The organism is Thalassospira sp. MCCC 1A03138 (assembly GCF_002115785.1).
GTDB lineage: Bacteria > Pseudomonadota > Alphaproteobacteria > Rhodospirillales > Thalassospiraceae > Thalassospira.
This window is the reverse complement of record NZ_JFJY01000010.1, coordinates 16,687-41,091: the sequence shown is the minus strand read 5'-3', so window position 1 is coordinate 41,091 and position 24,405 is coordinate 16,687. Positions and strand designations below refer to the sequence as shown.

Sequence of the window (24,405 nt, the reverse complement as noted above, 5' to 3'; positions counted from 1 at the left end):
CCAGATGCCAGCCCCCTGACGGGAGGTAACACTTAACGGAATTCGCCAGCGTATTTTTCAACAAGCGCGATATTGTCCTTGGTGATGAAACCAGGACCGGAATTGATGTTGCCGGACGGCAGAACACCATATCGTGCGTAGTTGGTCAGGATAACGACCGGCAGATACCCCTGAAGGTAAGGCTGCTGATCGATGGCAAAGTTGATTTCGCCCTTTTTGATCGCATCCGCAATTTCGCTTGAAAGATCGAACGTGCCAAACATGATCTGACCGGCAAGACCGGCATCACGAACAGCCGCCAGGGTCGGGTGCGCCGAATTCGGACCAAGGGTCAGGATCGCATCCACATCCGGGTTGGAATTAAGATACGCCGCAACCTTGTTCTTTACTTCCGACGGGTCCATGCCGCTATCGATCATCTGGCTGCCAAGTTCGACGCCAAGCGCATCGGCAAAGCCACGGCAACGTTCAACCGATGCCGGGTTGGTGATATAATGGTTCACACAGACGAATGATTTCGCACCGGCGGCTGCGGCGCGTTTGCCCGCCCCGAAACCGGCATCATATTCCGGCTGGCCAACATGCATCAGCGCGCCAAGCTCGGCCGACTGTTCAACTGTGCCGGAATTGATTGTGATCACCGGAATACCGCGATCAACCGCATCCATGATCGGGCCTTTAAGCACGTTGAAATCGGCGATGGTAACGATAATGCCGTCCGGGTTGGTGGCAGCCGCCTGTTCAACGATACGGGCCATATCGGCCAGATCGCCGGTCGGCGGGTTACGGTAATCAACCGTGACTTCCATCTGGTCGCCTGCGACCTTGATGGCATTCTTGATGGTGTTCCACCAGCTGTCCGAGTCCGGCGCATGGCTGATCAGAACGAATTTCTCGTTTTCTGCCGAAGCAGTCCCGGTCAAACCGGCAAAGGCAATGGCAGCGGCCGCAATTGCGGTCAAAGTCTTCTTCATCGTTAGCCTCCCTAGTGGCTTTGAAACGGGGCCGCATGTTGCGCCCCGATGCGTCGACTGAATGTTCAGTGAACGGTCCGGCCTGTGATTTCTTAAGGCGTCACTTTTTACCGGGCCTCGCTTCGGGGTCAGGTACCCCGAATTCGATGAATGGAATTTTTATTCCATTTTCATTTTGATGCAACAAATTTTTTCTATTCGTTTGCCCGATCCCGTTTTGCCCCAATCGCAACCGCCAACGAAATCGCCAGCGAAAGCGTGGCCGACAGCGCCCTGAACGCACCAACATCGACTTCGGACACCGCAAGGGTCAGGGCGTCAATCCGCCGAAGCGGGCTGGTCATCGTATCGGTAATCGCCACCACCGGGTTGCCGAGTCCCCGCGCATAGGCTGCCAGATCGATGGTTTCCTGCGAATAGGGGGCAAAGGTAATGGCAATCATGACATCGCCCTTGCGGATGGCGTGGCGCGGGTTAAGCTTCCCCACCCCGTCATGCAGCACTGCCGGGATGTCCATTTTTTCAAACGCATAGGATAAATAACTCGCGACCGGGAATGCCCGCCTGAAGCCGACAATATGGATCATCGGGGCTGCGGCCAGCACATCAACCGCCTCTTCAAGCGACCCAGCATCAATCGACGATGCCAGATTTTCAAGCGACAGCCGTCCGGCCTCGACAAACTCGGCCAGAAGCGCGCTAGGGCTATCGGCCCCGCTTGCCCGCAGGTTTTCCAATCGCGTCGCGTAATCGGGCCATTTCTGGGCATATGTTTCGCGAAACATTTTCTGCATTTCGGAAAATCCCGAAAAGCCCAGCAACTGGCAAAACCGCATGAAGGCCGATGGCTGCACCCCTGCCCCGGCGGATAGTTCCGCCACGGTTGAAACCGCAATACGGTCGGTATTCTGGGCAACGAATTCGGCGCATTGCCTCAATCTTTTGGGCATTGCCTCCGATATTTCAGCAAGACGATGATTGAATTCCTCAAGCGAGACCGGCGCGGTTTGGTCCGTCATGGCGTACGGGTTTCCTGTTTTTGTTTTTGCTTGACGCTGGATGTATTCCATGATCATCCATTTTATAGAATAAAAATTCTATTTTGATATCGGCAGGGAGTCCAGCGAAATGGCATCAATCGGAATTGGCCTGATCGGCACCGGTTTCATGGGCAAGGCGCATGCGCTTGCATTTGGTGCGGTGCGCGCCGTGATGGGCGATGTCCCCGATGTGCGGCTTGAACTGCTATGCGACACCCCGGCGGATAAGGCCCAAACCATGGCCGATCAGTTCGGCTTTGCGCGTGCCACCGATGACTGGAAGGCGCTGATTGCCGATCCGGCGGTCGATATCGTATCGATCACCACCCCCAATATGCTGCATTTTGACATGGCACTGGCCGCAATTGCGGCGGGCAAGCATGTCTATTGCGAAAAGCCGCTGGCCCTGACACTTGATCAGGCGCGCGCGATGCGCGATGCGGCGCGCAATGCCGGGGTCAAAACCATGGTCGGCTACAATTACATCAAAAACCCCGCCTTCACCCATGCCTGTAAATTGCTCCGCGAGGGTGCGATTGGTGACATCGTGCATTTCCGCGGCTGGGTGGACGAGGATTATCAGGCCAATCCCGAACTGCCATGGACCTGGCGCAGCACGATTGCCGATGCCGGATTGGGGGCGTTGGGGGATATGGGATGCCATCTGGTGTCAATGACCTATGGTCTTGTCGGCCCGATCGACAGCCTGATTGCCGATATGCAGACCGTTCACGATACACGCCCGCTGGCCGATGGATCAGGCCGGGCAAAGGTCGAAAACGAGGACACGGCAACCGCCCTTGTCCGCTTTGCCAGCGGTGTTCAGGGCAGCATTTCAACATCGCGTTCGGCATGGGGCCGCAAAAGCCGGCTGGCGTGGGAAGTCCACGGCACCAAGGGCATGCTGTGCTTTGATCAGGAACGCATGAACGAATTGCAGCTTTACCGCAACGAAGGCCCGGCAGCAAAACAGGGCTTCACCACCATCCTGACCGGCCCCGAACATCCGCCTTATGGCAATTTCTGTCCGGCACCGGGTCATCAGCTTGGCTTTAACGACCTCAAGGTCATCGAAGCCGCCGCCCTTCTGCGCGCCATCCGCGACAATCACGCCGCCTATCCGGGCTTTGACGATGCCTTTGAATTCGAAAAGGTCATCCACGCGGTTGCCCTGTCGGCCCGCGAGGAACGGCGTGTAAAAATCGACGACCTTTAACCCACGGCATTATCGGAAGGGCTCAGAAGTCCGACTTATGTTCAGGCTTGCCCTTCCGCTTGGCCAAAAGCGCCAATATCCCTGCCCTCTGCTGTGCTTTTGATTTTGCAGGCATGGTTTCCATCCTTCTTTGGTGTGTTTCACACCCCAAACGGCCTGCGCTTCCCAAAGATGCGTTCCAAACAGCCAAGCAACATGCTCAAGACAGGCTGCAATTTGACCGTCAATACGCCACCGATAATAAAAAGGCCGGAACAGCACTTCTGCTATTCCGGCCTTCATCATTCAGGAGCCGACGGGAGGTCTCGGCTCCCTCACTGAACCACCGGCAATTCCTTGCGGTCGCCCTTAAGCGTCCATTCCATCGGATCAAGCGTCCTGCCTTCGGCTGTGACAACGCCGCTCTGATGGAACAACACCGTGCCATATTGCGTATCTTCGATACGATATGTGCCATCCGTATCGACATGAACCCTGAGCTCATGATCGGCTGCAAATTTCGCCAAATCACGGCAATGGCCCAGCCGGACAACCCAAATGCTATCGCGTCCGGAAAGACGCAATTCATGCCCGGCAGAGCCGCCTGTTTGCACAAGTTCCAGCGGACCGGAAGCTGATACAATCAACGCCCCTTCGCCCGAACGTGCCCACGCCCGATCTCCATCGACGTGCCATTCATCAAACGCCAATGTCGGGAACCATGCATGGGTAAAATCAGGTTGCGGCGCCACACCTTCAAACCGGACAATCGCAAGATCACGATATTGCTGAACGCGCGGAACACTTGCCGATCCGCCCCAGAAGGACGGGCGCCCGAAACCGGACTGGACTATCTCACCAAGGTGGTTGATGAATATCTGTGCGCCCGGTTCGCGACCGATCCGCGCCTGAAGAAGCGTTTCCTGATATCCCCAGTCCCGCCAACGATAAAGTGCGGCACTTCCCATCGCGGTTTCACTGGTTTTGTAATGATACAATCGGCAAAACGCATTTTCTCCCTGCCAGAAAGTCCATTCCTGTGCGGTATCGCGTTTCTCCCAACAGGCAATGTCGGCAAGATCAGGCAATTCAAGCCCATGATCACGCAACGCCAAAGCCATCTGGGCCAGGCAATTCACATGCGCCCCAAACTGCCCTTTGCCCCACAACAATCTGGCAAGACCGTTCAGCTCCAATGTGTCGGCGACGCAAAGTGAATGCTCGTAACTTCGGCCCTGCGCCCCGGTAATGACGCCGTGATGCGCCGAATTGGCAATCATGGTGATCAGTCGGGCAATGGCCCCAGATGCGCGTTTCCGAATGACTTCGTCGGGTGCAAGCGCAAACAGGGCCGCCAGCCCTTTAAGATCAATCGGGAAATAGGTTCCGGAATTGAATTCCGCCATTTCGGCTGCTTCGAAATGATCGAACCACGCCATCAGGCGCTCATAACCGACTTGCTTCTGCGCGGTGCCATTCCGATCTGCGCGCCGGAAATGCGACTGCGGCAACAGGTTCCCGGCCAGATAGGCAGAAGTATGGAACAATAACGCATGGTTTTCCGAGAAATACCATTGAACATCGTTGCCCGGCTCATCCATCCAGTAACGGAATTCCAGAATGGCGGCATCGATACGCGCGACCAAAGATACCGGGAGCCGATCCGCAAACACAATGCGTGTCCACAACAACGGAACCAGCGCAAAATCAGCACAGTCAAAACACTGCTCGATCCCCGGCAAAGCCGTGTTGATGATTGCCTCGGCACGCGCCAACGCCACCTCATCCCCGACGGCCGCACAGGCAAGTGCGGTTTCGGTATCGGTTTCACCGTTCTTTGCAATCCATGCAAGGCTTTCGGCAATGCGCGCCTCAAGACTTTCCGGTGCTCGCCCGGTTACAGAGCGCCAGCTAACCTCCGCGCCAAGCCGCGCTTCGGATGCAAAATCGCCGCACTGGAACGCAAATCCGAAATACCGGTAATCTGCCGGAAAATCGTTCGACGATGCCAGACGCACACGATCTGCCCCCGCGGGAATTTCAAACGTCACATCATCATGATCATGCGACATGAAATGACCGGCAACCCTGACCCGGCCGCGAACCTTGTCCGGAAACGGCACAGGCATGACAAGCCAGATATCATCACTGTCATAGAATTTACGATCAAGATGCATGGCATCAACGGCCGCCTCGACCGCATATACGCTCTCAGGTTCCGCCGGAAAACAATTCCCCGCCTCTGCCTTTGGGCCGTCAATCCAGACAAGCGCAATACGGATAACCGCATCGCGCTCGCACAGATCTTCAAACTGGACGGCAACCTCGTTGTGGCCCTGTTTCAGATTGGCCTCAAACTCGACCTCGTCCATGGCGTTGCGGGTCGCGGGCGAAAGCCACGCAACCGCCCGCCCGTTCACATACACGCGCGCGGCCCCACAAATACCCAATCGCAACCGCGCTGGGCCTGCATCCATGGCATTGATCGCCGTTCTCGCCCACCCCTGAATATGGGTTGCCCGGAACCAGAACCCCGAAAGATCCAGAAACGGTGATCCACCTGGCAAAATATTTCTTGCCTTCCGCCAGTCAGGGAACGGCAGTTCGGCAATTTCTTTGCCACGGCGTTCGGCAATATAGGCTGTCCGGCAGGGATAGGTATGCGGGATGAAATTCTTTTCCTTTGTCAGGAAAAAGGTTGAATCCATCTCGCCTTCCATCGGCATATCCGCCACATCATATGCCCGTTCTTCAAGCGACGTGACCTGCCAATAAGGAACGGATGCTCCGGATTTAAGCAGCATGACTTAACGCAGCTCCTTAATGGCAACCGGCGAAACATCGGTATATTCCTGATTTTCCCCGGTCATGCCCCACACAAAACCATACGGCCCCGTGCCCGCACCCATATGAATGGACCATGCCGGCGACAGGACGACATCGCCATTTGCCACAACCAGATGGCGGGTATTATCCGGGCGCCCCATGAAATGCATAACCCGGTCTTCATCCGAAAGGTCGAAATAGCAATACGCTTCCATGCGCCGCTCATGCAGATGCGGCGGCATGGTGTTCCAGACCGAACCCTTCGCCGGATCGGTAATGCCCATCAGCAACAGACAGGATGGCGCGACCTCTGGATGAATATACATCGCCAGGGAACGGCGATTACTTTTCTCGGCATCTCCTATCTCAAGGATTTTGGATTCTGCACGCGTGATCAGACGCGTCGGCACTGAATGCCCCGCCGGGACCGAATTCATATAAAAACGTGCCGGGCTTTTGGCGTCATCACTGCCCAGTGAAACGGTTTCAGCACCACGGCCGATATAGAGAACATCACGGTTTGCAAGCTCATACCGCGTTCCGTCCACCTCGATCCAGCCCGCACCGCCAAGGTTCGCAATGCCCATTTCACGCGCATCAAAGAACAGGTTCGTCCCGACATCTTTGCCATCGCCAAAGCCAAGTGCCTTTTCTCCGGGTACGGCACCACCGACAATCATCCGATCAAAATGAGTGTACGCAAAGCTGATCTGGCCCGGCGTAAATAGCCCTTCGACCATAAAATTCTCGCGCAACTGCGACGTGTTCATTCCATCGATCTGATCGGGACCGGCACCATAGCGTTGTTCCATAGCCACGGGATATCTCCTAAGGATTTTCCTGCACGTTCCGCCACCGTTTTTGCCGGTGACACACTTTATAAATTCGCAGAAGCAGGAAGATCGCTTCCTGTTCCGCACAAGAAAAAACATCACACCAAGAAATTTTTCGTGCAATATGTAAATAAATTCCACAAACTGGTGAAAATCAGGAAAGGGCAAAACATGGCACTTAGCGGACGCACGAAGATAAGCGACATCGCCTCGCGTCTTGGGGTTTCCACGGCAACGGTATCACGCGCCCTAAGCGGCAATGGCTACGTCCGCGAACATCTCGCCTCCAGAATCCGGGCTGCTGCCATTGAAATGAACTACGCCGTTTCAAGCACCACTGCCGGGCAAAAGGTCCTGATTGTTTCCTCGCAAGAGGCCATGATCGATTTCAAACGCAGCCAGTTCACCATGTATGTTCTTGAAGGGGTTCGCGAACGCGCCGAAAGCCGGGACATCCGCATAGAATCTTACATCTATCAGCCCAATCAACGCTTCGAAGACCTCTACAACGCGGCACAGGCCCCGGATTTGATCGGTCTTTTGCTTGTTTCCGTCGATGATGCGACACTCGATTATGTGCGCGCCTCGGATATGCCTGCCGTCCTGGTCAATGGTGACGATCCGGAAATGCAGCTAAGCTCGGTCACGCCATGCAATCGATCTGCGGCCTCCCTGGCGACCAAACATCTTATCAATCAAGGACACCGCCATATCCTGTTTCTCAATCGCCCCGGCAGGCGCACGATCCAGCGCCGCTTCGAAGGATGGCGCGACGCCATGGCCGAACATTACAATCCCGACTATGTGATTGATATCGACGACTGGACCGCCGAAGCCGCCAGCCAGCGCATTACCGAGGTCATCGGTAGCAACCTTTCTTTCAGCGCCATTGTCGCTGCTGGCGATATTCTGGCTGTCGGCGCTGTTTCCGCCCTGCAAGCCAAGGGGTACAACGTCCCGAAAGATGTTTCTGTGGTCGGCATTGATGGCCTGCCCCAAGGCCAATACATGTCACCCGCGCTGACATCGGTCAAAATTCCGATGCAGACAGTCGGCGCGCTGTCGCTGGATCTGCTGATTGAAACCTGCCGACTGACCAATGCCGATATTGAAATGCCCGCACGCCGGATTGAATTGGCGTGCGAGCTCATTAACCGCGAAAGCGTCGGCCCGCCACCGGCAAAACTACGCTGACAGACATGATCGGCCAAACGTGATCAGGGCGCCACAAACCGCCCTATCGCGCAAGCCAGCCGCCATCGACATTCAGGATTGCACCTGAAACATAATCAGACGCGGGCGCTGCCAGATAAACCGCCGTTTCCGCGATATCATCAGGACGCCCCCAACGCCCGGCCGGGATACGTTCCAGAATGGCCGCAGAGCGATCAGGATCATCACGCAACGCCTGTGTATTGCTTGTCGCGATATAGCCCGGCGCAATCGCATTCACATTGATACCGCGTGCCGTCCATTCATTTGCCAGAATACGGGTCAAACCGGCCACACCATGCTTGGATGTGGTGTAGGACGGAACCCGAATGCCCCCCTGAAACGATAAAAGCGATGCGATATTCACAATCTTGCCCTGCCCGCCGCGCGCAAAGACCTCCTTGGCAAACGCCTGCGCGGTAAAGAACACCGCCTTGGCATTCACATCCATGACGGCGTCCCAGTCTTCCTCGGTAAAATCGATACAATCGGCGCGGCGGATAATCCCCGCATTGTTGACCAGAATGTCGATATTGGCCCCTTCAAACAGGGCCGCCCCCGCCATCGGATCAGCAAAATCAACAATGACTTCGCTTGCGACACCACCCGCATCACCGACCATTGCAACCGTTTCGCTACAGCTTCGCCGTCCCGCACAGACAACTTCCGCACCTGCGCGTGCCATGGCGACGGCAATAGCCTGCCCTATTCCGGCATTGGCACCGGTTACCAAAGCTTTTCGACCGCTCAGCGAGAACGCATTCATGATATAACTCCGCTTGGATAGGATTAGGTATGGGTGAACGTCACATCAGCCCAAGGAAACGTGGCAATGCCAACGTGATCCAGGGGACATAAGTGGTCAGAAGCAAGGCCACCGATGTCGCAAAGAAGAACGGCAGGATTGGCCTTACCACCTGATCAATGCGCAGATTGGCAACCGCACACCCGACAAAAAGGACACTCCCGACTGGTGGCGTCATCGATCCCACCCCAAGGTTAAAGATCATGATGATCCCCAAATGCACCGGATGAATACCGATTTCGGTCGCAATCGGCAAAAAGATAGGGGTGAAAATCAACACTGCCGGCGTCAGATCCATGAAAAACCCGATGATCAGCAGACAGACATTCATCACCAGCAAAATCACAATGGGATTGTCAAAGGTCAGAATGGCCTCGGCAATGACATCCGGAATACCGGCAATCGTCATGACATAGGACATGATGCCCGATGCAGCGATCAGAAACAGGATCGAACAACTGGTAACCGCCGAGGATTTCAAAGCTTCCAGATATTCCTGCAAGCTCGCCATCCGGTACATCAACGACAAAACAAATGAATACAGAACGGCAACCGCCGCCCCTTCGGTCGCGGTAAACGCCCCGATCGCAATGCCGCCGATAACAAGAATAATCATCAATAATGGCGGCAAAGCCTGCCATATCACATGCAGCACTTCCGACCAGCCGACACTACCTTCGGTGCGATATCCACGGCGCACGGCAAAAAAGGTAATGACCATCATGACCGAAAGCCCCATCAGGATGCCCGGAAGATACCCACCAAGGAACAGGGCCGAAATCGACGTCCCACCCGACACCAGCGAAAACAGGATTAACGGTCCGCTTGGCGGGATCAGAATGCCAGTTGGCGCCGATGCAATATTCACCGCTGCCGAAAATGCGGGATCATACCCCTCTTTGCGCTGCAACGGCCCCATAACACCACCAACAGCAGCGGCGGCGGCAATGGACGACCCGGAAATCGAACCAAACAGCATATTGGCCAGCACATTGGTATGCGCCAAGGCACCGGGCATACGCCCGCCCAGCAATTTCGCCAGATTGATCAGGCGGATTGCGATGCCGCCCTTGTTCATGATGTTCCCCGCCAGGACAAAAAACGGGATGGCCAAAAGTGTAAAACTGTCGATGCCCGAAAACATCTTTTGGGCGCTGACGAAACTGATAACCTGTGAAGGCAGATAGGCAAAGCCCGTCACAACCGAAGAAACACCAATCGCAATCGAAATCGGCGTTCCCAGGGCCAGAAGGCCGAAAAACAGTGCAAAAAGCACTACTGCCGCACCGGCAGGATCAAGCATGAAATCAATAATCACATCCATTTCAGGCTGTCTCCTGCACTTCTTCAACCGGCGCCAGTTGGCCCAGACCGATCAGAATAATATTAAGGGCCTGCAACAGAATGATCAGGCCCGCCGACACCGGAACCGCAAGGTAAACCATCCCCATCGGGATCTGCATGATCGGCGAAAGCTGCGCCATTGCCGACATGCTCGCCCCCCAGCCACCGATCAGCATCGTAAAGCTGGCAAATGCGATGGAAATAACCCCGTTCAGCATCGCCAGCCCTTTGCGCCACCACATCGGCCCCAGAAAAACCAGCAGATCAAGCGACAGATGTTTACGACTGCCAAAACAGTAAGCCGACCCCAGAAGCGCCATCCAGATCATCGTAAATCGAAGCGTTTCTTCCGTGAACAAGGCAGGCGTTGCCAGCACATAGCGGGTGAAAACCTGCCACAGCATCAGGACCACCATGCAGCACAGCGTGATTGAAATAATCACCAGCAGCAGGCGCTCAATACCATGCTTGAGAGATTGCAACACTTCGCGTTTCCTCCGTCGAAGTTGCCTGGCGCAGACAGGCATTATTTTTATGTCGATTATCCCCAGACCATGCGATGTGAAAACAATATCTGCAATCTGAAAATTATTTTCATAAACATTTCAGAACCGGGCTTACACGTTAAAACAGAATGACGCAACCGGCGCTGCGCAGTCATACTGCGCTCCATCACATTCAAAAGATTATCAAACCCGGACAAATCTCTGACCTCAAAGATATTGGCGCGCAATCTGTCCCAAACGTGAATGCCGATGCCCCTTTCACGCGGTTTCCGCATGTTTGTTTTGCCGCCCATGAATGAAAATTTATTACATATGGAAATTTTATTTTCACAATGACAGTTTTATCCACATGTCATCGATGAAATGCGGTGACATTTTCGTCACCGCCAATCGGGCGGAAAAAAATCCAAGGGAGGAAAACAATGAAATATCAGAAACTTGCCTTGACCTTAACAGCAATCGCCACTCTTACGGTCGGCCAGGCAGAGGCGAAAACACGTTTGACTTTGGCTAACTCGCTGTCAGCAGACCACCCGACCAGTACAGCCTTGCAGCAATTCGCCGATGAAGTGAAAGAACGCACAGACGGCGAAGTTACCATTCAGCTGTTTTTAAATGCGGTTCTGGGGTCCGAGCGCGAAGTCCTCGAACAGCTTCAGAACGGTGCGGTTGACATGACCCGCGTCAGTGCAGGCAACCTCGAAAACTTTGACCCTGTATTCAAGGCATTCACCCTGCCTTATATCTTCAAGGGCGAAGACCATTTCTATCGCGTCATGACCGGACCAGTCGCGGACGAGGTTTATAACGCCACAGAAGGCAGCGGCTTTGTAGGCCTGACCTTCTTCGACAGCGGCGCACGTTCGTTCTATACCACCGATAAACCGATCAATACGCCAGAAGATCTTGCTGGCCAGAAAATCCGGGTTCTGAACTCCAACAGCTCGATCCGCATGGTCGAAATGATGGGGGGCTCCCCGACACCGATGCCCTACGCCGAAATCTACACGGCCCTGCAAATGGGCGTGATTGATGGTGCGGAAAACAACGTCACGGCTTTGACCATCGGTCGTCACGGCGAAGTCGCCAAATTCTATTCGCAGGACGAACATCTTCGTATTCCCGACTTCCTGGTGATCTCCAACGCGGCGGCAGAAAAACTCACCGACGAACAGAACACCATCCTCAAGGAAGCTGCTCTTCACGCAACAGAATCCTTCCGCGCGCTTTGGGATCAGGCCGTCAAGGATTCAACCGCAGAAGCAGAAAAGATGGGCGTGACCTTTGTCTCCCCGGATCAGGCCCCCTTCCGCGAAAAAGTCATGCCGCTGCTTGACGAGTATCGCAACGATCCGGATTTCGGCGGTCTTCTGACCCAGATTCTCGAAACCGAATAATTTTCCGCTCCGCGCCACCAAATTCCTTCAGAAAAAACAGCGAGACATAATAATGGGAACCGATACCGTCAGCCTTCACCACGAATTGAAAGATAAAATCTCTCAGATAGTGACAGGCTTACGTAACCTGCGAGACGAAGGACAATTCAACGAGCCGAACCTTGATGGAACAGCCGGTGATTATGTCAGTTTCGATAGTTGGGAATGGCCACAGGGTGTCGGTCTGTACGGAATTGCGCAACTCTGGCTCCAGACCGGAGACGCAGAAGCGCGGAGCATTCTGGAAAATTGGTACGAAAAACAGCTTTCCCGGGGCCTGCCGCCCCAGAATGTGAACACGACAGCCCCCATGCTGGCCCTGTCCATTCTGTGGCAGCAGACCCGGGATCCTCGATGGGAACCTGTTCTTGACGATTGGGCAAACCGCCTGATCGCAGAAGCCCCGCGCACCACGTCAGGCGGGTTCCAGCACGATGTTTCAGACAAGATCAATAACGGCGAACTGTGGGACGACACCCTGTTCATGCTCGCCCTGTTTCTGGCATCCTACGGTCAGGCTTCCGGCCGAAAAGACCTGATCGACGAAGCCAAATTCCAGTTTCTGGTCCACACCCACTATCTATGCGAACCCGAAACCGGCCTGTGGTTCCATGGCTGGACCTTCGATGGAAATCACAATTTCGCCCGTGCGCGCTGGGCGCGCGGCAATTCATGGATTTCGGCAGGAATACTCGATCTGATTGATCTTGCCGATCTTGATGCCGCCACGCGCCGCTATCTGCTGTGGGTGGTCAAGGCACAGCTATCAAGCCTGATCGACTATCAGACCGCGAACGGCACATGGCACACACTGGTCGATGATCCAACTTCTTACGAGGAAATCTCGGCAACCTCTGCAATCGGCTATGCGCTGCTCAAAGGATATCGGCTGGGCCTTGGCCCCGAAAGCTGGAAAACGGCCGGTCAAAAGGCCCTGCATGCGGTGCTCGAAAACATCGACAGTAATGGCGTCGTGCAACAGGTTTCCTACGGCACCCGCATGGGACATGACCTTGAATTCTACAAGAACATCCCCCTGCACCCCACCGGCTATGGCCAATCCATGGCGCTTCTGTGCCTCGTCGAAGCTCTCAATCACATAAACGAATAGAATTGCGCTTCAACTGAAGTTTCGAAAGCCCCTGTCCGCATTGCGACAGGGGCTCTTTTATAAGTTTTCAGCGAAGCCTATCGGCCAAAACCGAACCAAAATCACGACAAGACAATGATCCGGCAAGGTCTGCTGTTCGCGTGTCCGGACTTTTGAGCATTTCGGAAATTGCCTTATCCAGCCTGTTTGCAGCCTGCTGCAAATCGCCGCGGCCAGCTTCTGCCCCCTTCCAATCCAGAAGCAAAACGGTCGACAGCAAAAGCGATACGGGGTTGGCGATATTCTTGCCTGCAATATCGGGGGCTGAACCATGCGATGCCTGCGCAATCGCATTTTCATCCCCGACATTGAGTGACCCGGAAAGCCCAAGCCCACCGGCCAGCTCCGCCGCCTCATTCGAAAGGATGTCACCAAACATGTTGGTCGTTACAATCACGTCAAACGCATCTGGCGTTCTGACCAGAAGTGATGCCATCGCATCAACATGTTCTTCGCGAACCGTAAGTCCACCCTGCTCGGCTGCGGCTTTCTCTGCTTCGGATAAAAACAGACCGTCGCTGAGCTTTAAAACATTGGCTTTGTGAACAATAGTTAAATGTCCGCGACGTTTGGCCGCAAGGCGCGCAGCAAATGCCGACACCCGGTAACTTCCCTGGCGCGTCACCTTGCGCATCGCCAGCGCAAGATCAGGGGTTGGCATCACCTCGCCGGTGCCCGCATACATGGTGCGATCGGCATAAAAACCTTCTGTGTTCTCACGCACAATCACCAGATCCATATTCCGGGCCAAAGCAGGAAGACCTTCAAACACCTTCGAAGGCCTTACATTGGCATACAGATCAAGATTGATGCGCAATGCCGCAGAAGGATTGATCCCGCCCTGATCTGCCGGAGGATAATGTGCGGTATCAACCGGCCCCAGAATGGTCAGATCAGCCTTGCGGGCACGCTCGATCAACTCCGGGGTAATGGTGGCACCGTGTTTTTCCAATGATGCAAATCCAACGTCTTCGCTGCTAAATTTTAATCCCAGCGAAAATGAACGATCCAATGCCTCAAGCACATTGCGGGTGACAGCCGTAATTTCCGGTCCGATCCCGTCGCCCGGCAATAAAAGAACATCCACGACCCTAAACCTCCGTCAGAATATTTTCAGGAACAAGAACCCGACCTTCAAACAACCGGCGTGCGGTGCGGATCACCCCGCCGGAAATCACCGAAAGATTTGGCCCCGATCCTTCGATGGTAAGTTCCACTGCAATCATGCCACTCGGATGTTCAATCTGAATCCACTGTTGCGGCAAGGCCTTGAGACTGATCATACCATCAACGATGCTTCCTGAAAGTGATGCGCAACTGGCAACACAAATCGCACCGGTCACCGCATGGGTCGCATGGCAATTATGCGGCACAAAATAGCGCGATGTAATATCGCCACCTTTTGTCGGCTCGGACAGAATGGCCATTTTCGGCACGACCTTGCCGGTACAGTCGCCTAGCCCCATCAGTTCCGATGCTTTGCGGCGCACGGCTTCCATCCGCGCAATCAGTTCTGCATTGCCGTCAAGCTGCGCCTTTGTTTCGTTCCCCGTTATTCCAAGATCGCGGGCGCGAAACATCACCATCGGAACCGCCACATCAATACAGGTCACTTCAAGCCCGTCGATATAGTTGATCGGTTTCCCCGTTGGCAGGAGCCGACCGGTTTTACTGCCCATGATATCCTTGAACCGCAATATCAGCGGGGACGCAGTCCCGGGCACGCCATCAATCGCGGCATCCCCGCTATAGGTCACCTTTCCGCCGGGTGTCGCGACCAGAACGTCAACCAATGCACCGACATTTTTATTGTAAATGCGGACCAGCGTTTGATCCCCTGTAACCGGCACCAAACCGGCCTCAATCGCAAACGGGGCAACGGCTGCGGTCATGTTCCCGCAATTCGGATTAACATCAACCTCTGCCCTATCGATGGCGACCTGGGCAAACAGGAACTCGACATCGGCATCCGGTCGTCTGGACGGCGCAACAATGCATGATTTGCTGGTTAACGTATCGGCACCGCCAATACCATCAATCTGACGTTTGTCTGGCGACCCCATCGCCGCAAGCAAAAGACGATCACGCGCGGCAACGTCTTCGGGCAAATCACTGGCCAAAAAGATCGGCCCTTTTGATGTCCCGCCGCGCATCATCACGCAGGGAACGGCATGTTGGTCATTCACAATCACGGTATTTTTCATGTCGATCACCCCAGCGGCCAGGGAAGTTCAATCAGGTCCTGAAGTATCCCGGCCGGGAAATCGAGAACCAGTGACCACGCAAGAACACAAAGCCCGCCAATCGCAAGCCCGGTTAAAAGCAACGTCCGAAGCCACGATGCCTTTGCCTTGACCCGAAGGAAGGCAATGAAGAACCCGGTAATCGCAATCAGGAACCCAAACACGGCGGTTGCGGCCACCATTCCGGCAACCCAAAGAACGTAGTGCCAAAGACCTGCGGTCGGCTTCACGTCCTGATGTTCAAGATCAAATTCATGATCAAAATTGGCCGCATGGGACGGTGGCGATACAATCAATTGCCAGATCAAAATCGCCGAAACGACAAACATCACGACCGAAACCGCACCGGTAAAGACACTGCCAAGGAAGGAATGCTGCGTTGCATCCCAAATTCCGAACGCAAAGAACGCCAGAAGCACGCCCGCAAACAGGATTTGCGGCCAGCGTCTCGGATTGTGGGAATGGCTGCTTTCTTCTTCTTCAACCGGATTTACCGGGTGTTTTCGCATCCCCATCAGAACGGAAATGACTGTCAGAGCCGCGATAATTACCACACCTGGACGGGTCAAAAATTCCCAGTTGTAGAATTGCAAGGCCTGATAAAGGTAGGTTTCCGTGTTGGATGCGAGCACAAAACCAATCAGAAACGCCGGGCGAGGCCAGCCAAAGCGTTTCATCAGCACGCCAAGAACACCAAGCACCAACAAGGCGATCATATCGGAAAGGGAACGCGTCGCCTGAAACGCGGCAAAGCAGATGACCGTAATCATGAACGGCGCAAGGTAACCGTATTTGATTGTCGTCAGACGCGAGACGAAAGGTGAAATCAGCAATGCACCACCAGCACCAACCACATTGGCAATCGCAAGCGACCAGATGATCGTGTAGGTGATATCAAGATCGCGCCCAACCATTGCAGGGCCGGCTTCAAGACCAATCAGGACCATACCGCCAAGGAAAACGGCCATGCTGCCCGATCCGGGAATACCAAACAGCAAGGTGGGAACGAGCCCGCCGCCCTCCTTGGCATTGTTTGCGCTTTCCGGTGCCAGAACACCGCGAATATCGCCCTTGCCGAATTGCGATTTGTCTTTTGCGGTCTGAACGACATGGCCATAGGCGATCCAGTCGACAACACTTCCACCAAGCCCGGGCAGGGCCCCGACAATACTGCCAAGACCGGCACAGCGCAGGCACAACCATTTGTGACGGATCATATCCCGAACGCCGTCGCGCCATCCCAGACCAAGGGTGCCCTTATCAGAAATAGATCGATTTTGCCGGCACAGGTCGATGATTTCAGGGAATGCAAACATGCCCAGCCCGACAATGACGAGTGGCAGACCATCCATCAGATAAACAGAGTCAAAGCTCATGCGGAGTTCGCCGGTGGCCGGAGCCGCACCAAGCGCCCCCAGCAGCAAGCCAAGGCCCGCTGCAATCACGCCTTTAGGCAGGCTTTTACCGGCAAGAACGCCGACCATCGACAGACCAAGAACAGCGAGCATAAAGAGTTCGGCCGAACCAAATGCCAAGATCAGTGGCCGCGCGATCACGACAAAGCCGGTCAGGATAACGGCCCCGACCAGGCCCCCGACCAGAGATGCCGAAAATGCAGCCCCCAGCGCACGGGCACCATGGCCTTTTTTGGCCAAAGGAAAACCATCAAGAACTGTTGCTTGTGATGCACTTGATCCCGGTATCCCCATCAAGACAGATGTAAAGGTATCCGAGGTCGGGATAACAGCAACAAGACCGATCAACATGGCAAGTGCCGAAATCTGGTCCATGCCATAAATGAAAGGTAACAGAAGAGACAGCCCGACAATTCCGCCCAACCCGGGCAGAATGCCAACGATCATGCCCATTCCAACCCCCAGCAAAAGATAGATCAGATGGGTTGGCTGCGCGAAATGAGACAGTGCCGTCATCATTGCATCAAGCATCAGGAAACTCCGTCAAAAGACAAAGTTCGCCCGTTCCCTTAAACGACCGGACAGTCGAAGGGTGAAAAAAGCGGGGTGGACAAGGCCACCCCGATCAGGAAACGGGAGACTTCAGATTTTCAGTTAGAACTGAACCGAATATTTATCGGTCAGCCATTTTTGCACCCACTCACGGGCTTCTTCTGGAACGTTCACAGCCATGCGGAAAATACGCTCTGCAGGCTCGCCAACGATCTGTTTGTATTCGCCAAGCGTTGCCTGTCGATCTGCAAGAAAGCTCTCATCTTCGGTTGCGGCCTGTGCCGCTTCACGATAGGCCTGCACGATTTCCTCAGGCGTATCTTTTGGCAGGAAGACCATTTTCTGGGCCGGGAAACCGGCAATGAAAAAGGCTTTGTAAGCATCCCAGGCGGGACCTGAAGGTTTTTCACCCTTCATCATCTCGTATGCTTCCGGGAAACTTGGCAGGTCGGGGAAGGAAGGATCGCGCACGATATTGCCGTCATCGTCGATTGCCCCCCACGAGAACAGAGGAACAGCGCTGCCGATATCAACAAGTGGTGTAACGTTGTTAATAAAAGCCGACGAAGTCTGATAATCGATATTGACTTCGCCACGCTCAAACGCAAGACGACCGGCCCCGCGGCCTTTCATGCCAAACACGGCATCGACATCAAGTCCCAGCAGTTCAAACGCTAGCAACGGAACCAGATCAAGGGACGTCGCGCCCTGACTACCATAACGCAACTTGACGGTTTCAAGTGCTTTCATGTCAGCAGCCGACTTAAGACCAAGATCAGAATTCACATAAACAACACCACCCGTAGGCGAAGCCAAAACCACGCGCCAGTCACGCATTTCGTATTGCACGCGTTTGTCGCGCAACAGATACGGAAACTGGGTTGAGCCGGAAGTTCCGATAGCGGTCAATCCATCAGGTTTGGCGCGGGCTTCAAACTGGTTCGCCCCCGAAGTCGAACCGCCGCCCGGAATGTTCTTGACGACAACGGTGGGATTTCCCGGCAGAAAGACGCTGAAATACGGTGCCCAGAACCGGCCCCAGGTATCAGTCCCCCCACCTTCACCGAACGGAATAATCAGTTCGACACGATCCCCGGCAAAGTCGGCATCCTGTGCGGTTGCTGTACCGACAAAACCAAAAGCAATTGCCGCAGCCGCACATGCGGTTTTGAATGATTGATTAACGGTTTTTCCCCATGACATTGGGCTTTCCCTCCATAACGGTTGTTTTCTCTCGAACGGAAGGAAGAAGCGCGTGACGCACAGACAGGCATCAAGTGTCGATTTCCTCCCATTCAGGCTTTCGGCTGTTATTGTTCTTCTGACCGGTCATTGCCGGGAGTGCCGTTTGCCTATGACGCAAAATCTAAACGAAAAAGCTGTCAGTTTGCTGTCTAGGGTCAAATTTTTCATTTTCGAAGTCATTTTCGGTGTTATTTAGGCAGAATGCGTATCCTGATTGTAGAAGATAACCTTGTTCTGGCTGACAAAATCGCTGCTGCCCTGCGGCAGACCGATCATGCTGTCGATCTGGTTCATGATGGCGAAGATGCTCTTCGACTTGTTCTGCAAGAAACCTTCGATCTTCTGATTCTCGATTTGTCGCTGCCGGGACTGGACGGAATTGAAATTCTGAAAACCGTGCGCGCACGCAAAATCAATTTGCCCGTCATGATCCTGACCGCCCGCGGCAATCTGGATGAACGTGTTGCTGGTCTGGATGCCGGGGCAGACGATTATATGGTCAAACCGTTCGAGCTGTCGGAACTTGAAGCCCGGGCGCGTGCCCTTTTGCGGCGCAATATCGGGCAGCGTAATCCCACCATTACGGTTGGAAAACTGACATTCAATTCGGTGGACCGGTCCGTCACGATTGATGGACAGCCCGTTTCGCTAACACCGCGCGAACGCGGTGTGCTGGAAATCCTGCTGCTGAACGTAAGCCAGGTGATCAGCAAGGAAAAAATCGCCCTGCATCTGTTCGGTTTTGATGATGAGGCCAGCGTAAAATCCATCGAACTTTACATCAGTCGCCTGCGCAAAAAAATTGCATCAGGTGATGTCGAAGTCCGGACTATTCGCGGACTTGGCTATATGATTGACGAATGACCGAAAACGCTACCGCCATATCAACATCATTGCGCGCAAGGCTCCTGCGCTGGCTTTTGCTGCCTGGATTAATGCTGGCATTCGGGCTGTTGGCCAAAAACTATCTGACCGTCAGCGAAATGGCCAACCGTATTCAGGACCGGCTTCTGGTTGCACTGGCGGTAACGATTTCCGAACACGCAATCAATTCGAGGGGCGATTTGCTATCGCGTGATATCGAGTTGCTGCTCGAGCAGTTCACCCGCGAAAACACATATTACCGGGTGCAGGGTCCGGACGGGGCGTTTGTGACGGGGGATTCTGGTCTGCCGCGACTGCCCGCTGGCATTACTCTGGAACCGGGTGTCCCCCATTTCTATAACGCACACTATCGTAACGAAGACGTACGCGCGGTAACCATGAAATATCTGGTTTCCAATCCGTCGTCGAACATCTATGGCTGGGTCACCATTGATGTCAGCCAGACCCGTCGTGAACGCGACAATCTGATTTATGACGAACTTCTGGGATCGACCACTGATTTTCTGGTTCTGATGTTTCTCGGCGGCGTTTTCGCATGGATCGGCGTTTCACGCGGACTTGCCCCCCTAAGACGCCTTCAACAGGCAATCCGCCGCAGGTCAACTGATGATTTGCGGCCAATTCGCCATGCCATGCCCAAGGAGGTCACCGAGGTCGTCAGATCTCTAAATGCACTTTTGGCACGTCTGGAAAGCTCAATCACCGCCAATCAGCGTTTCATCGCCGATGCATCACACCAGCTACGTACCCCGCTTGCGACAGTACAGGCCGAAGCCGAATGGGCTTTGCGCAATGCCAGCGCCCAACAAGACCGTCAAGCTCTTGAACGTATCGTCAGTCAAACCCGTCAGACGGCCAGACTTGCCAACCAGCTTCTGAACCTCGCGCGGGTATCACCGGAAGGCCGAAAGGCTGTCCGCTACGAGAAGACCGACCTCTTGGCCCTTGCCGCCTCGGTGACATCCGGGATGGTTCGCTATGCGATCCGCCACGATATTGATCTTGGTTTCGACGATCAAAGCGAGGGCATGAACTGTGAAATTGAAACAGGAAACGAGGTTCTGCTTCAGGAAATGCTTGGCAACCTGATCGAGAATGCCATTTTATATGGCACTCCCGGTACGATTGTGACGGTTCGCGTCATTGGTCGCGGCGTTGCAGTAGGTCCGGTTCTGGAGGTTGAAGACAACGGCCCCGGCATCCCGGAAAAAGACCGCGATACGGTTCTGGAACGGTTCGTGCGCCTTGATGAGCAAAACGGGCAAGGATGTGGCCTTGGACTGGCTATCGTCAAAGAAGTTGCCAACGCACATCAGGCCGTTATGTCCCTTGAAGACGGCAAAGACGGTGTCGGCCTGAAGGTGCGGATTGCATTCCCGCGCTAACCGGTTTTATCTGTCTCGTTGCAGACAAAAGACCGGCACTTCGCGCGCCGGTCTTTTGTCTTTTGACATTCAGGCCGCTTTCTTGTCCGGACAAACGCCGACCACCTGCTTGTGATCGTTCTTTTCGACCGCAAACACAATCAGCGCGATCAGGCGATAAAAACCATGCACAAACTTGCCATATGGCATGGACAGAAACAGTGTCATCACAACACCAAGATGGATGCTTAACATCACCCCGACATATTGCGTATCACGCACAAACATCAGGCAAAGTCCGGTCAGACTTGTCAAAAACAGCAGAACCAGAAAACTGACATCCATACCCTTGTTCGTTTTGCCTTTCGGGGCTGCATCTGCCCTGGCCTTCAGGATCAGCAGCCCCGCTGGCCCCACAATAAGACCAAGTCCTCCCAGAATGCCAAACAGTTTGGGCAGGCTCAAATACCCGTAAGGTGCGGGAAGATCGAAGCCATAATGCAAGACCGTGGCCGACGATGTGGCCGCAAAGCACAGCATGAAGCCCCAGAATGTCATCTGATGGAACCAACGCCTTGCCATGGAGGGCGTTTCGCTTGGATACGAGCATCCCTGCCCGTTACCCCCATCCAGATATTTCAGCGAGAGAGCATCTTTGATCCCCTGCATGACGCGGGGATAATCAAGCCTGAAAGGACTTGGCAAATTCATTGTCCGCCAGAATTTAACAATCGAAACCAGCAGCGCAAGCAGCACAAATCCACCGACCGCACCAAACATTGCGGCCAGAACATCATGCGAAATCACGCCGTAGAATGCGTTGTCGTGCGCTGAAAAGAAATCATCCCCGGTCAGAATGGCCGTTCCGCCCAGAAAAAGCGTGATCACAACGATTGACAGAAAACTGACCCAAAGACCGTTATTGGCAAAAAGCTTGCCCATAAAGCCCGGCCACGCATAAACGCCGTAGTTTTCCTGCCTGAGCTCCGCCATCGCGGCCGGAACGTTAAGCTGAAATTCGTGCGGCGGCGCATATTGGCAATTGTGATAACAAGCCCCGCAGTTATGGCAAAGGTTTGCCAGATAATCGAGCGTATCGGAATTGAATTCCAACCGCAGTTCCATCGCTTGGAAAACGGCACAATGTCCCTCGCAATAACGGCAGGCATTGCAGATCGACATCACGCGGGCGGCTTCGGTTGTTTTATCGGTTGAGCGCATAATCGGCAGCCTCCCTTCCTGCAATTCGTCCAAACACATTCCCAATCGTCATGCCAATCCCGGCAAGATATCCCTGGCCCAGAACGTTTCCGGCCATAATTTCACCCGCAGCAAAGATGTTCGGGCTTTCGGTCCCGTCGGCCATCTGCATCTGCGCCTTTTCGCTGACTTCCACACCGAGATAGGTGAATGTGATGCCCGGCCGCAGGCAATAGGCGCTATAGGGGGGATGATCGAGTGTCCGCGCCCAGTTGGTCTTGTTCACCACAAGCCCGCTGGTATGAACCCCATCCAGTTCGGTATGATCAAATTTTCCCGGTTGAACCGCCGCGTTATAGTCGGCAACGGTTTTCTCAAGCGTCGCGGGATCCAGACCGATCTTTTGGGCCAATTCGCCAATCGTATCGGCGACCACGGCCGGGAAAACGGGGGGCATAAAGGCACCACGCGCCTTCTGGTCAATAATCACATGGGCCACCTGATCAGGTTGGTCCGCAACAAGGCGGCCCCAGATCGCATATCGCTTTGGCCAGAAATCCTCGCCTTCATCATAAAATCGCTCGGCATTCCTGTTCACCACAATGCCAAGCGACACGCAGTCAACCCGCGTGCAGATTCCGCCGTCAAACTTTGGCGCGCGCCCGTCAATTGCCACCGCATGGCACTGATTGGGTTCCCCGACCTGCCGGGCCCCGGCATCAAGCAGCATGCGCAGCAAATCACCACGATTATAGGGCGTCCCCCGGATCAGGAAGTTTTCGGCAATATCGCCCCACGCCTCTTTCAGCCACTCGATATTCGCTTCAAATCCGCCGGCTGCCGCAACGAACGCATTTGCCGAAATGGTGTGATCACCCACCTGAAGGCTTTTAAATCTTCCTTCCGAAATCTCTACGGATGTGACCATCGCATCGTAATGAACTTCAACGCCAAGCTTATCGGCATGCCGATAAAGGGCGTTTAACAGTTGCTTGCCCCCGCCCATGAAGAACGCATTCGTTCGGCCCAAATGCAGGGTTCCGCCAAGTGGCGGCTGGAACTGCACACCGCGCGCCTCAAGCCAGTCAACGGCTTCTATCGATTGGCGCAGGGTCATGCGGGCAAGTGTTTCGTTGGTTTTCCCCTTGGTCACCCGCATCAGGTCATCCCAGTATTCCGCTTCGTCATAAGTGCCGCTTAAAACCGACAAGGGGCCAATATGCATGGGTCGCAAATTGCGGGTATGGCGGGTATTCCCGCCGCGATGGGTTCTGGGTGCCCCTTCCAGCAGACAGACGCGCGCGCCTTTTTCCGCAGCGACGATCGCGGCAATCAGCCCCGCCTGCCCGCCGCCCGCGACAAGGACATCATAATGATCGGATTCAGTTTTCACGGCGTCTCCACCTCTTTTCGTATTTTAATGGATACTCTTGTATACAATTGTCTCCAACCTTGAGATTTCAGCATGCTTGTGTCAAGTTAAAACCAGACAGAACAAAGCAGGTGCCTTCTCATGAGCCCAGATTCCGCCGATCACCAGCCCCGTGGGGAAGTTGCCTATCAAAAGCTTCTGGCAGCCATCCAGCATGGCGAACTCAAGCCGGGAACCCGAATCCGCGAGGTGGAAGTTGCTGAAAGGTTTGGGATCAGCCGCACCCCGGTGCGCGATGCCATTCGGCGTCTGGAAAGTGATGGGCTGCTGATCCACATGCCGCGACACGGGGCAGTCATCAAGGAGCTCGATCATCGCGAAGTGATCGAGCTGTATGAAATTCGCGAAGTTTTGGAAGGAACAGCCGCCCGCTATGCCGCGCGCCACGCATCAGAGCTTGAAATCGCCGAACTGGAAGATCTGAATGAACTGATGCTGAAAAACGGGCAGGACCCGGTGAAAGTTGCAGAAGCAAACCGGCTGTTTCATCAGGCGCTGTATAGAACGGCGAACAATCGCTATCTTATTGATGCACTTAGTTCTTTATCGAATTCAATGGCGCTTCTGGGCGGTACGACGCTTCAATATGACGGCCGCCCCGAAAGTGCCTATCAGGAACATAAGAACATTATCGACAGCATCCGGTCCGGCAACGCCGATCAGGCCGATGCCGATGCAAGACATCACATCCGAAGCGCTCAAAGGCTGCGGATCAAGCTATTGCGTGAATAAGAGGCGATCTGTTGCA

At 54.4% G+C, this 24,405-nt stretch carries 20 protein-coding genes; 7 read left to right on the top strand and 13 right to left on the bottom strand.

From position 1 onward, the window contains the following. Window positions 1-32: 32 nt before the first annotated feature. Both TH468_RS18155 and TH468_RS18150 read right to left on the bottom strand, forming a co-directional pair. Window positions 33-974, bottom strand: coding sequence for a sugar ABC transporter substrate-binding protein (locus TH468_RS18155; RefSeq protein ID WP_085645968.1), 942 nt, complete (start codon window positions 972-974; stop codon window positions 33-35). Window positions 975-1,168: 194 nt separating this feature from the next. After that, complete coding sequence (locus TH468_RS18150; protein ID WP_085646035.1) at window positions 1,169-1,993, bottom strand: MurR/RpiR family transcriptional regulator; 825 nt, start codon at window positions 1,991-1,993, stop codon at window positions 1,169-1,171. Window positions 1,994-2,102: 109 nt separating this feature from the next. On the opposite strand from TH468_RS18150, the gene TH468_RS18145 reads away from it, so the two are divergent. Continuing rightward, a complete protein-coding gene (locus TH468_RS18145) occupies window positions 2,103-3,230 on the top strand; it encodes a Gfo/Idh/MocA family protein (RefSeq protein WP_062959109.1) in 1,128 nt (375 codons plus the stop codon). A 314-nt stretch (window positions 3,231-3,544) separates the two neighbouring features. Here TH468_RS18145 and TH468_RS18140 read toward each other — a convergent pair whose 3' ends face one another. Both TH468_RS18140 and kduI read right to left on the bottom strand, forming a co-directional pair. Next, complete coding sequence (locus tag TH468_RS18140; RefSeq protein ID WP_085645967.1) at window positions 3,545-6,013, bottom strand: hypothetical protein; 2,469 nt, start codon at window positions 6,011-6,013, stop codon at window positions 3,545-3,547. 3 nt (window positions 6,014-6,016) lie between these two features. Further along, window positions 6,017-6,847 (bottom strand): 5-dehydro-4-deoxy-D-glucuronate isomerase, encoded by an 831-nt coding sequence (gene kduI, locus TH468_RS18135; protein WP_085645966.1) that lies wholly within the window; start codon window positions 6,845-6,847, stop codon window positions 6,017-6,019. Between the two features lie 192 nt (window positions 6,848-7,039). On the opposite strand from kduI, the gene TH468_RS18130 reads away from it, so the two are divergent. Further along, a complete protein-coding gene (locus TH468_RS18130) occupies window positions 7,040-8,062 on the top strand; it encodes a LacI family DNA-binding transcriptional regulator (RefSeq protein WP_085645965.1) in 1,023 nt (340 codons plus the stop codon). A 43-nt stretch (window positions 8,063-8,105) separates the two neighbouring features. On the opposite strand, the gene kduD is transcribed toward TH468_RS18130, so the two are convergent. Genes kduD through TH468_RS18115 form a run of 3 tightly spaced genes read right to left on the bottom strand, consistent with a single transcriptional unit; the run spans window position 8,106 to window position 10,714 of the window. Next, on the bottom strand, window positions 8,106-8,846 hold the full coding sequence (gene kduD / locus TH468_RS18125) for a 2-dehydro-3-deoxy-D-gluconate 5-dehydrogenase KduD (protein ID WP_085645964.1): 741 nt from the start codon (window positions 8,844-8,846) through the stop codon (window positions 8,106-8,108). A gap of 40 nt (window positions 8,847-8,886) precedes the next feature. Beyond that, window positions 8,887-10,209 carry a TRAP transporter large permease gene (locus TH468_RS18120; protein ID WP_231858110.1) on the bottom strand — a complete coding sequence of 441 codons (1,323 nt, stop codon included), beginning with the start codon at window positions 10,207-10,209 and terminating at the stop codon, window positions 8,887-8,889. Window position 10,210: 1 nt separating this feature from the next. After that, entirely contained in the window at window positions 10,211-10,714 is a 504-nt protein-coding gene (locus TH468_RS18115; RefSeq protein WP_168177183.1) for a TRAP transporter small permease, read from the bottom strand. Between the two features lie 443 nt (window positions 10,715-11,157). Here TH468_RS18115 and TH468_RS18105 point away from each other — a divergent pair, with 443 nt between their 5' ends. Continuing rightward, entirely contained in the window at window positions 11,158-12,132 is a 975-nt protein-coding gene (locus TH468_RS18105) for a TRAP transporter substrate-binding protein (protein ID WP_085645961.1), read from the top strand. 52 nt (window positions 12,133-12,184) lie between these two features. Then, entirely contained in the window at window positions 12,185-13,282 is a 1,098-nt protein-coding gene (locus TH468_RS18100; RefSeq protein ID WP_085645960.1) for a glycoside hydrolase family 105 protein, read from the top strand. 67 nt (window positions 13,283-13,349) lie between these two features. Here TH468_RS18100 and TH468_RS18095 read toward each other — a convergent pair whose 3' ends face one another. The 4 genes from TH468_RS18095 to TH468_RS18080 all read right to left on the bottom strand — a co-directional run bounded on the left by TH468_RS18095 (window position 13,350) and on the right by TH468_RS18080 (window position 18,734). Further along, window positions 13,350-14,408, bottom strand: coding sequence for an isocitrate/isopropylmalate dehydrogenase family protein (locus TH468_RS18095; protein ID WP_085645959.1), 1,059 nt, complete (start codon window positions 14,406-14,408; stop codon window positions 13,350-13,352). Window positions 14,409-14,412: 4 nt separating this feature from the next. Then, window positions 14,413-15,525: a 4-oxalomesaconate tautomerase gene (locus TH468_RS18090; protein WP_085646034.1), complete on the bottom strand. Its 1,113-nt coding sequence runs from the start codon at window positions 15,523-15,525 to the stop codon at window positions 14,413-14,415. A 5-nt stretch (window positions 15,526-15,530) separates the two neighbouring features. Next, window positions 15,531-17,510 carry a tripartite tricarboxylate transporter permease gene (locus TH468_RS18085; protein ID WP_085645958.1) on the bottom strand — a complete coding sequence of 660 codons (1,980 nt, stop codon included), beginning with the start codon at window positions 17,508-17,510 and terminating at the stop codon, window positions 15,531-15,533. Window positions 17,511-17,633: 123 nt separating this feature from the next. Next, on the bottom strand, window positions 17,634-18,734 hold the full coding sequence (locus TH468_RS18080; protein WP_085645957.1) for a tripartite tricarboxylate transporter substrate binding protein: 1,101 nt from the start codon (window positions 18,732-18,734) through the stop codon (window positions 17,634-17,636). A 243-nt stretch (window positions 18,735-18,977) separates the two neighbouring features. Here TH468_RS18080 and TH468_RS18075 point away from each other — a divergent pair, with 243 nt between their 5' ends. After that, complete coding sequence (locus tag TH468_RS18075) at window positions 18,978-19,640, top strand: response regulator transcription factor (protein WP_085645956.1); 663 nt, start codon at window positions 18,978-18,980, stop codon at window positions 19,638-19,640. Further along, window positions 19,637-21,046, top strand: a complete 1,410-nt coding sequence (locus tag TH468_RS18070; protein WP_085645955.1) for a sensor histidine kinase — start codon at window positions 19,637-19,639, stop codon at window positions 21,044-21,046. Before TH468_RS18075 ends, TH468_RS18070 begins: the two co-directional genes overlap by 4 nt. A gap of 69 nt (window positions 21,047-21,115) precedes the next feature. Here the strand turns inward: TH468_RS18070 and tcuB are convergent, their stop codons facing one another. Both tcuB and tcuA read right to left on the bottom strand, forming a co-directional pair. Next, window positions 21,116-22,246, bottom strand: coding sequence for a tricarballylate utilization 4Fe-4S protein TcuB (gene tcuB / locus TH468_RS18065; protein ID WP_210402267.1), 1,131 nt, complete (start codon window positions 22,244-22,246; stop codon window positions 21,116-21,118). Further along, entirely contained in the window at window positions 22,230-23,618 is a 1,389-nt protein-coding gene (gene tcuA, locus TH468_RS18060) for an FAD-dependent tricarballylate dehydrogenase TcuA (RefSeq protein ID WP_085645953.1), read from the bottom strand. Before tcuA ends, tcuB begins: the two co-directional genes overlap by 17 nt. 120 nt (window positions 23,619-23,738) lie before the next feature. Here tcuA and TH468_RS18055 point away from each other — a divergent pair, with 120 nt between their 5' ends. Next, the gene (locus TH468_RS18055) at window positions 23,739-24,389 is read left to right on the top strand and encodes a GntR family transcriptional regulator (protein ID WP_085645952.1); all 651 of its coding nucleotides are present in this window, start codon (window positions 23,739-23,741) and stop codon (window positions 24,387-24,389) included. Window positions 24,390-24,405 lie beyond the last annotated feature (16 nt).

Coding starts and splice junctions, on each gene's coding strand:
- TH468_RS18155 (WP_085645968.1), bottom strand. CDS start 974: ATGAAGAAGACTTTGACCGCAATTGCGGCCGCTGCCATTGCCTTTGCC.
- TH468_RS18150 (WP_085646035.1), bottom strand. CDS start 1,993: ATGACGGACCAAACCGCGCCGGTCTCGCTTGAGGAATTCAATCATCGT.
- TH468_RS18145 (WP_062959109.1), top strand. CDS start 2,103: ATGGCATCAATCGGAATTGGCCTGATCGGCACCGGTTTCATGGGCAAG.
- TH468_RS18140 (WP_085645967.1), bottom strand. CDS start 6,013: ATGCTGCTTAAATCCGGAGCATCCGTTCCTTATTGGCAGGTCACGTCG.
- kduI (WP_085645966.1), bottom strand. CDS start 6,847: ATGGAACAACGCTATGGTGCCGGTCCCGATCAGATCGATGGAATGAAC.
- TH468_RS18130 (WP_085645965.1), top strand. CDS start 7,040: ATGGCACTTAGCGGACGCACGAAGATAAGCGACATCGCCTCGCGTCTT.
- kduD (WP_085645964.1), bottom strand. CDS start 8,846: ATGAATGCGTTCTCGCTGAGCGGTCGAAAAGCTTTGGTAACCGGTGCC.
- TH468_RS18120 (WP_231858110.1), bottom strand. CDS start 10,209: ATGGATGTGATTATTGATTTCATGCTTGATCCTGCCGGTGCGGCAGTA.
- TH468_RS18105 (WP_085645961.1), top strand. CDS start 11,158: ATGAAATATCAGAAACTTGCCTTGACCTTAACAGCAATCGCCACTCTT.
- TH468_RS18100 (WP_085645960.1), top strand. CDS start 12,185: ATGGGAACCGATACCGTCAGCCTTCACCACGAATTGAAAGATAAAATC.
- TH468_RS18090 (WP_085646034.1), bottom strand. CDS start 15,525: ATGAAAAATACCGTGATTGTGAATGACCAACATGCCGTTCCCTGCGTG.
- TH468_RS18085 (WP_085645958.1), bottom strand. CDS start 17,510: ATGCTTGATGCAATGATGACGGCACTGTCTCATTTCGCGCAGCCAACC.
- TH468_RS18080 (WP_085645957.1), bottom strand. CDS start 18,734: ATGTCATGGGGAAAAACCGTTAATCAATCATTCAAAACCGCATGTGCG.
- TH468_RS18075 (WP_085645956.1), top strand. CDS start 18,978: ATGCGTATCCTGATTGTAGAAGATAACCTTGTTCTGGCTGACAAAATC.
- TH468_RS18070 (WP_085645955.1), top strand. CDS start 19,637: ATGACCGAAAACGCTACCGCCATATCAACATCATTGCGCGCAAGGCTC.
- tcuB (WP_210402267.1), bottom strand. CDS start 22,246: ATGCGCTCAACCGATAAAACAACCGAAGCCGCCCGCGTGATGTCGATC.
- TH468_RS18055 (WP_085645952.1), top strand. CDS start 23,739: ATGAGCCCAGATTCCGCCGATCACCAGCCCCGTGGGGAAGTTGCCTAT.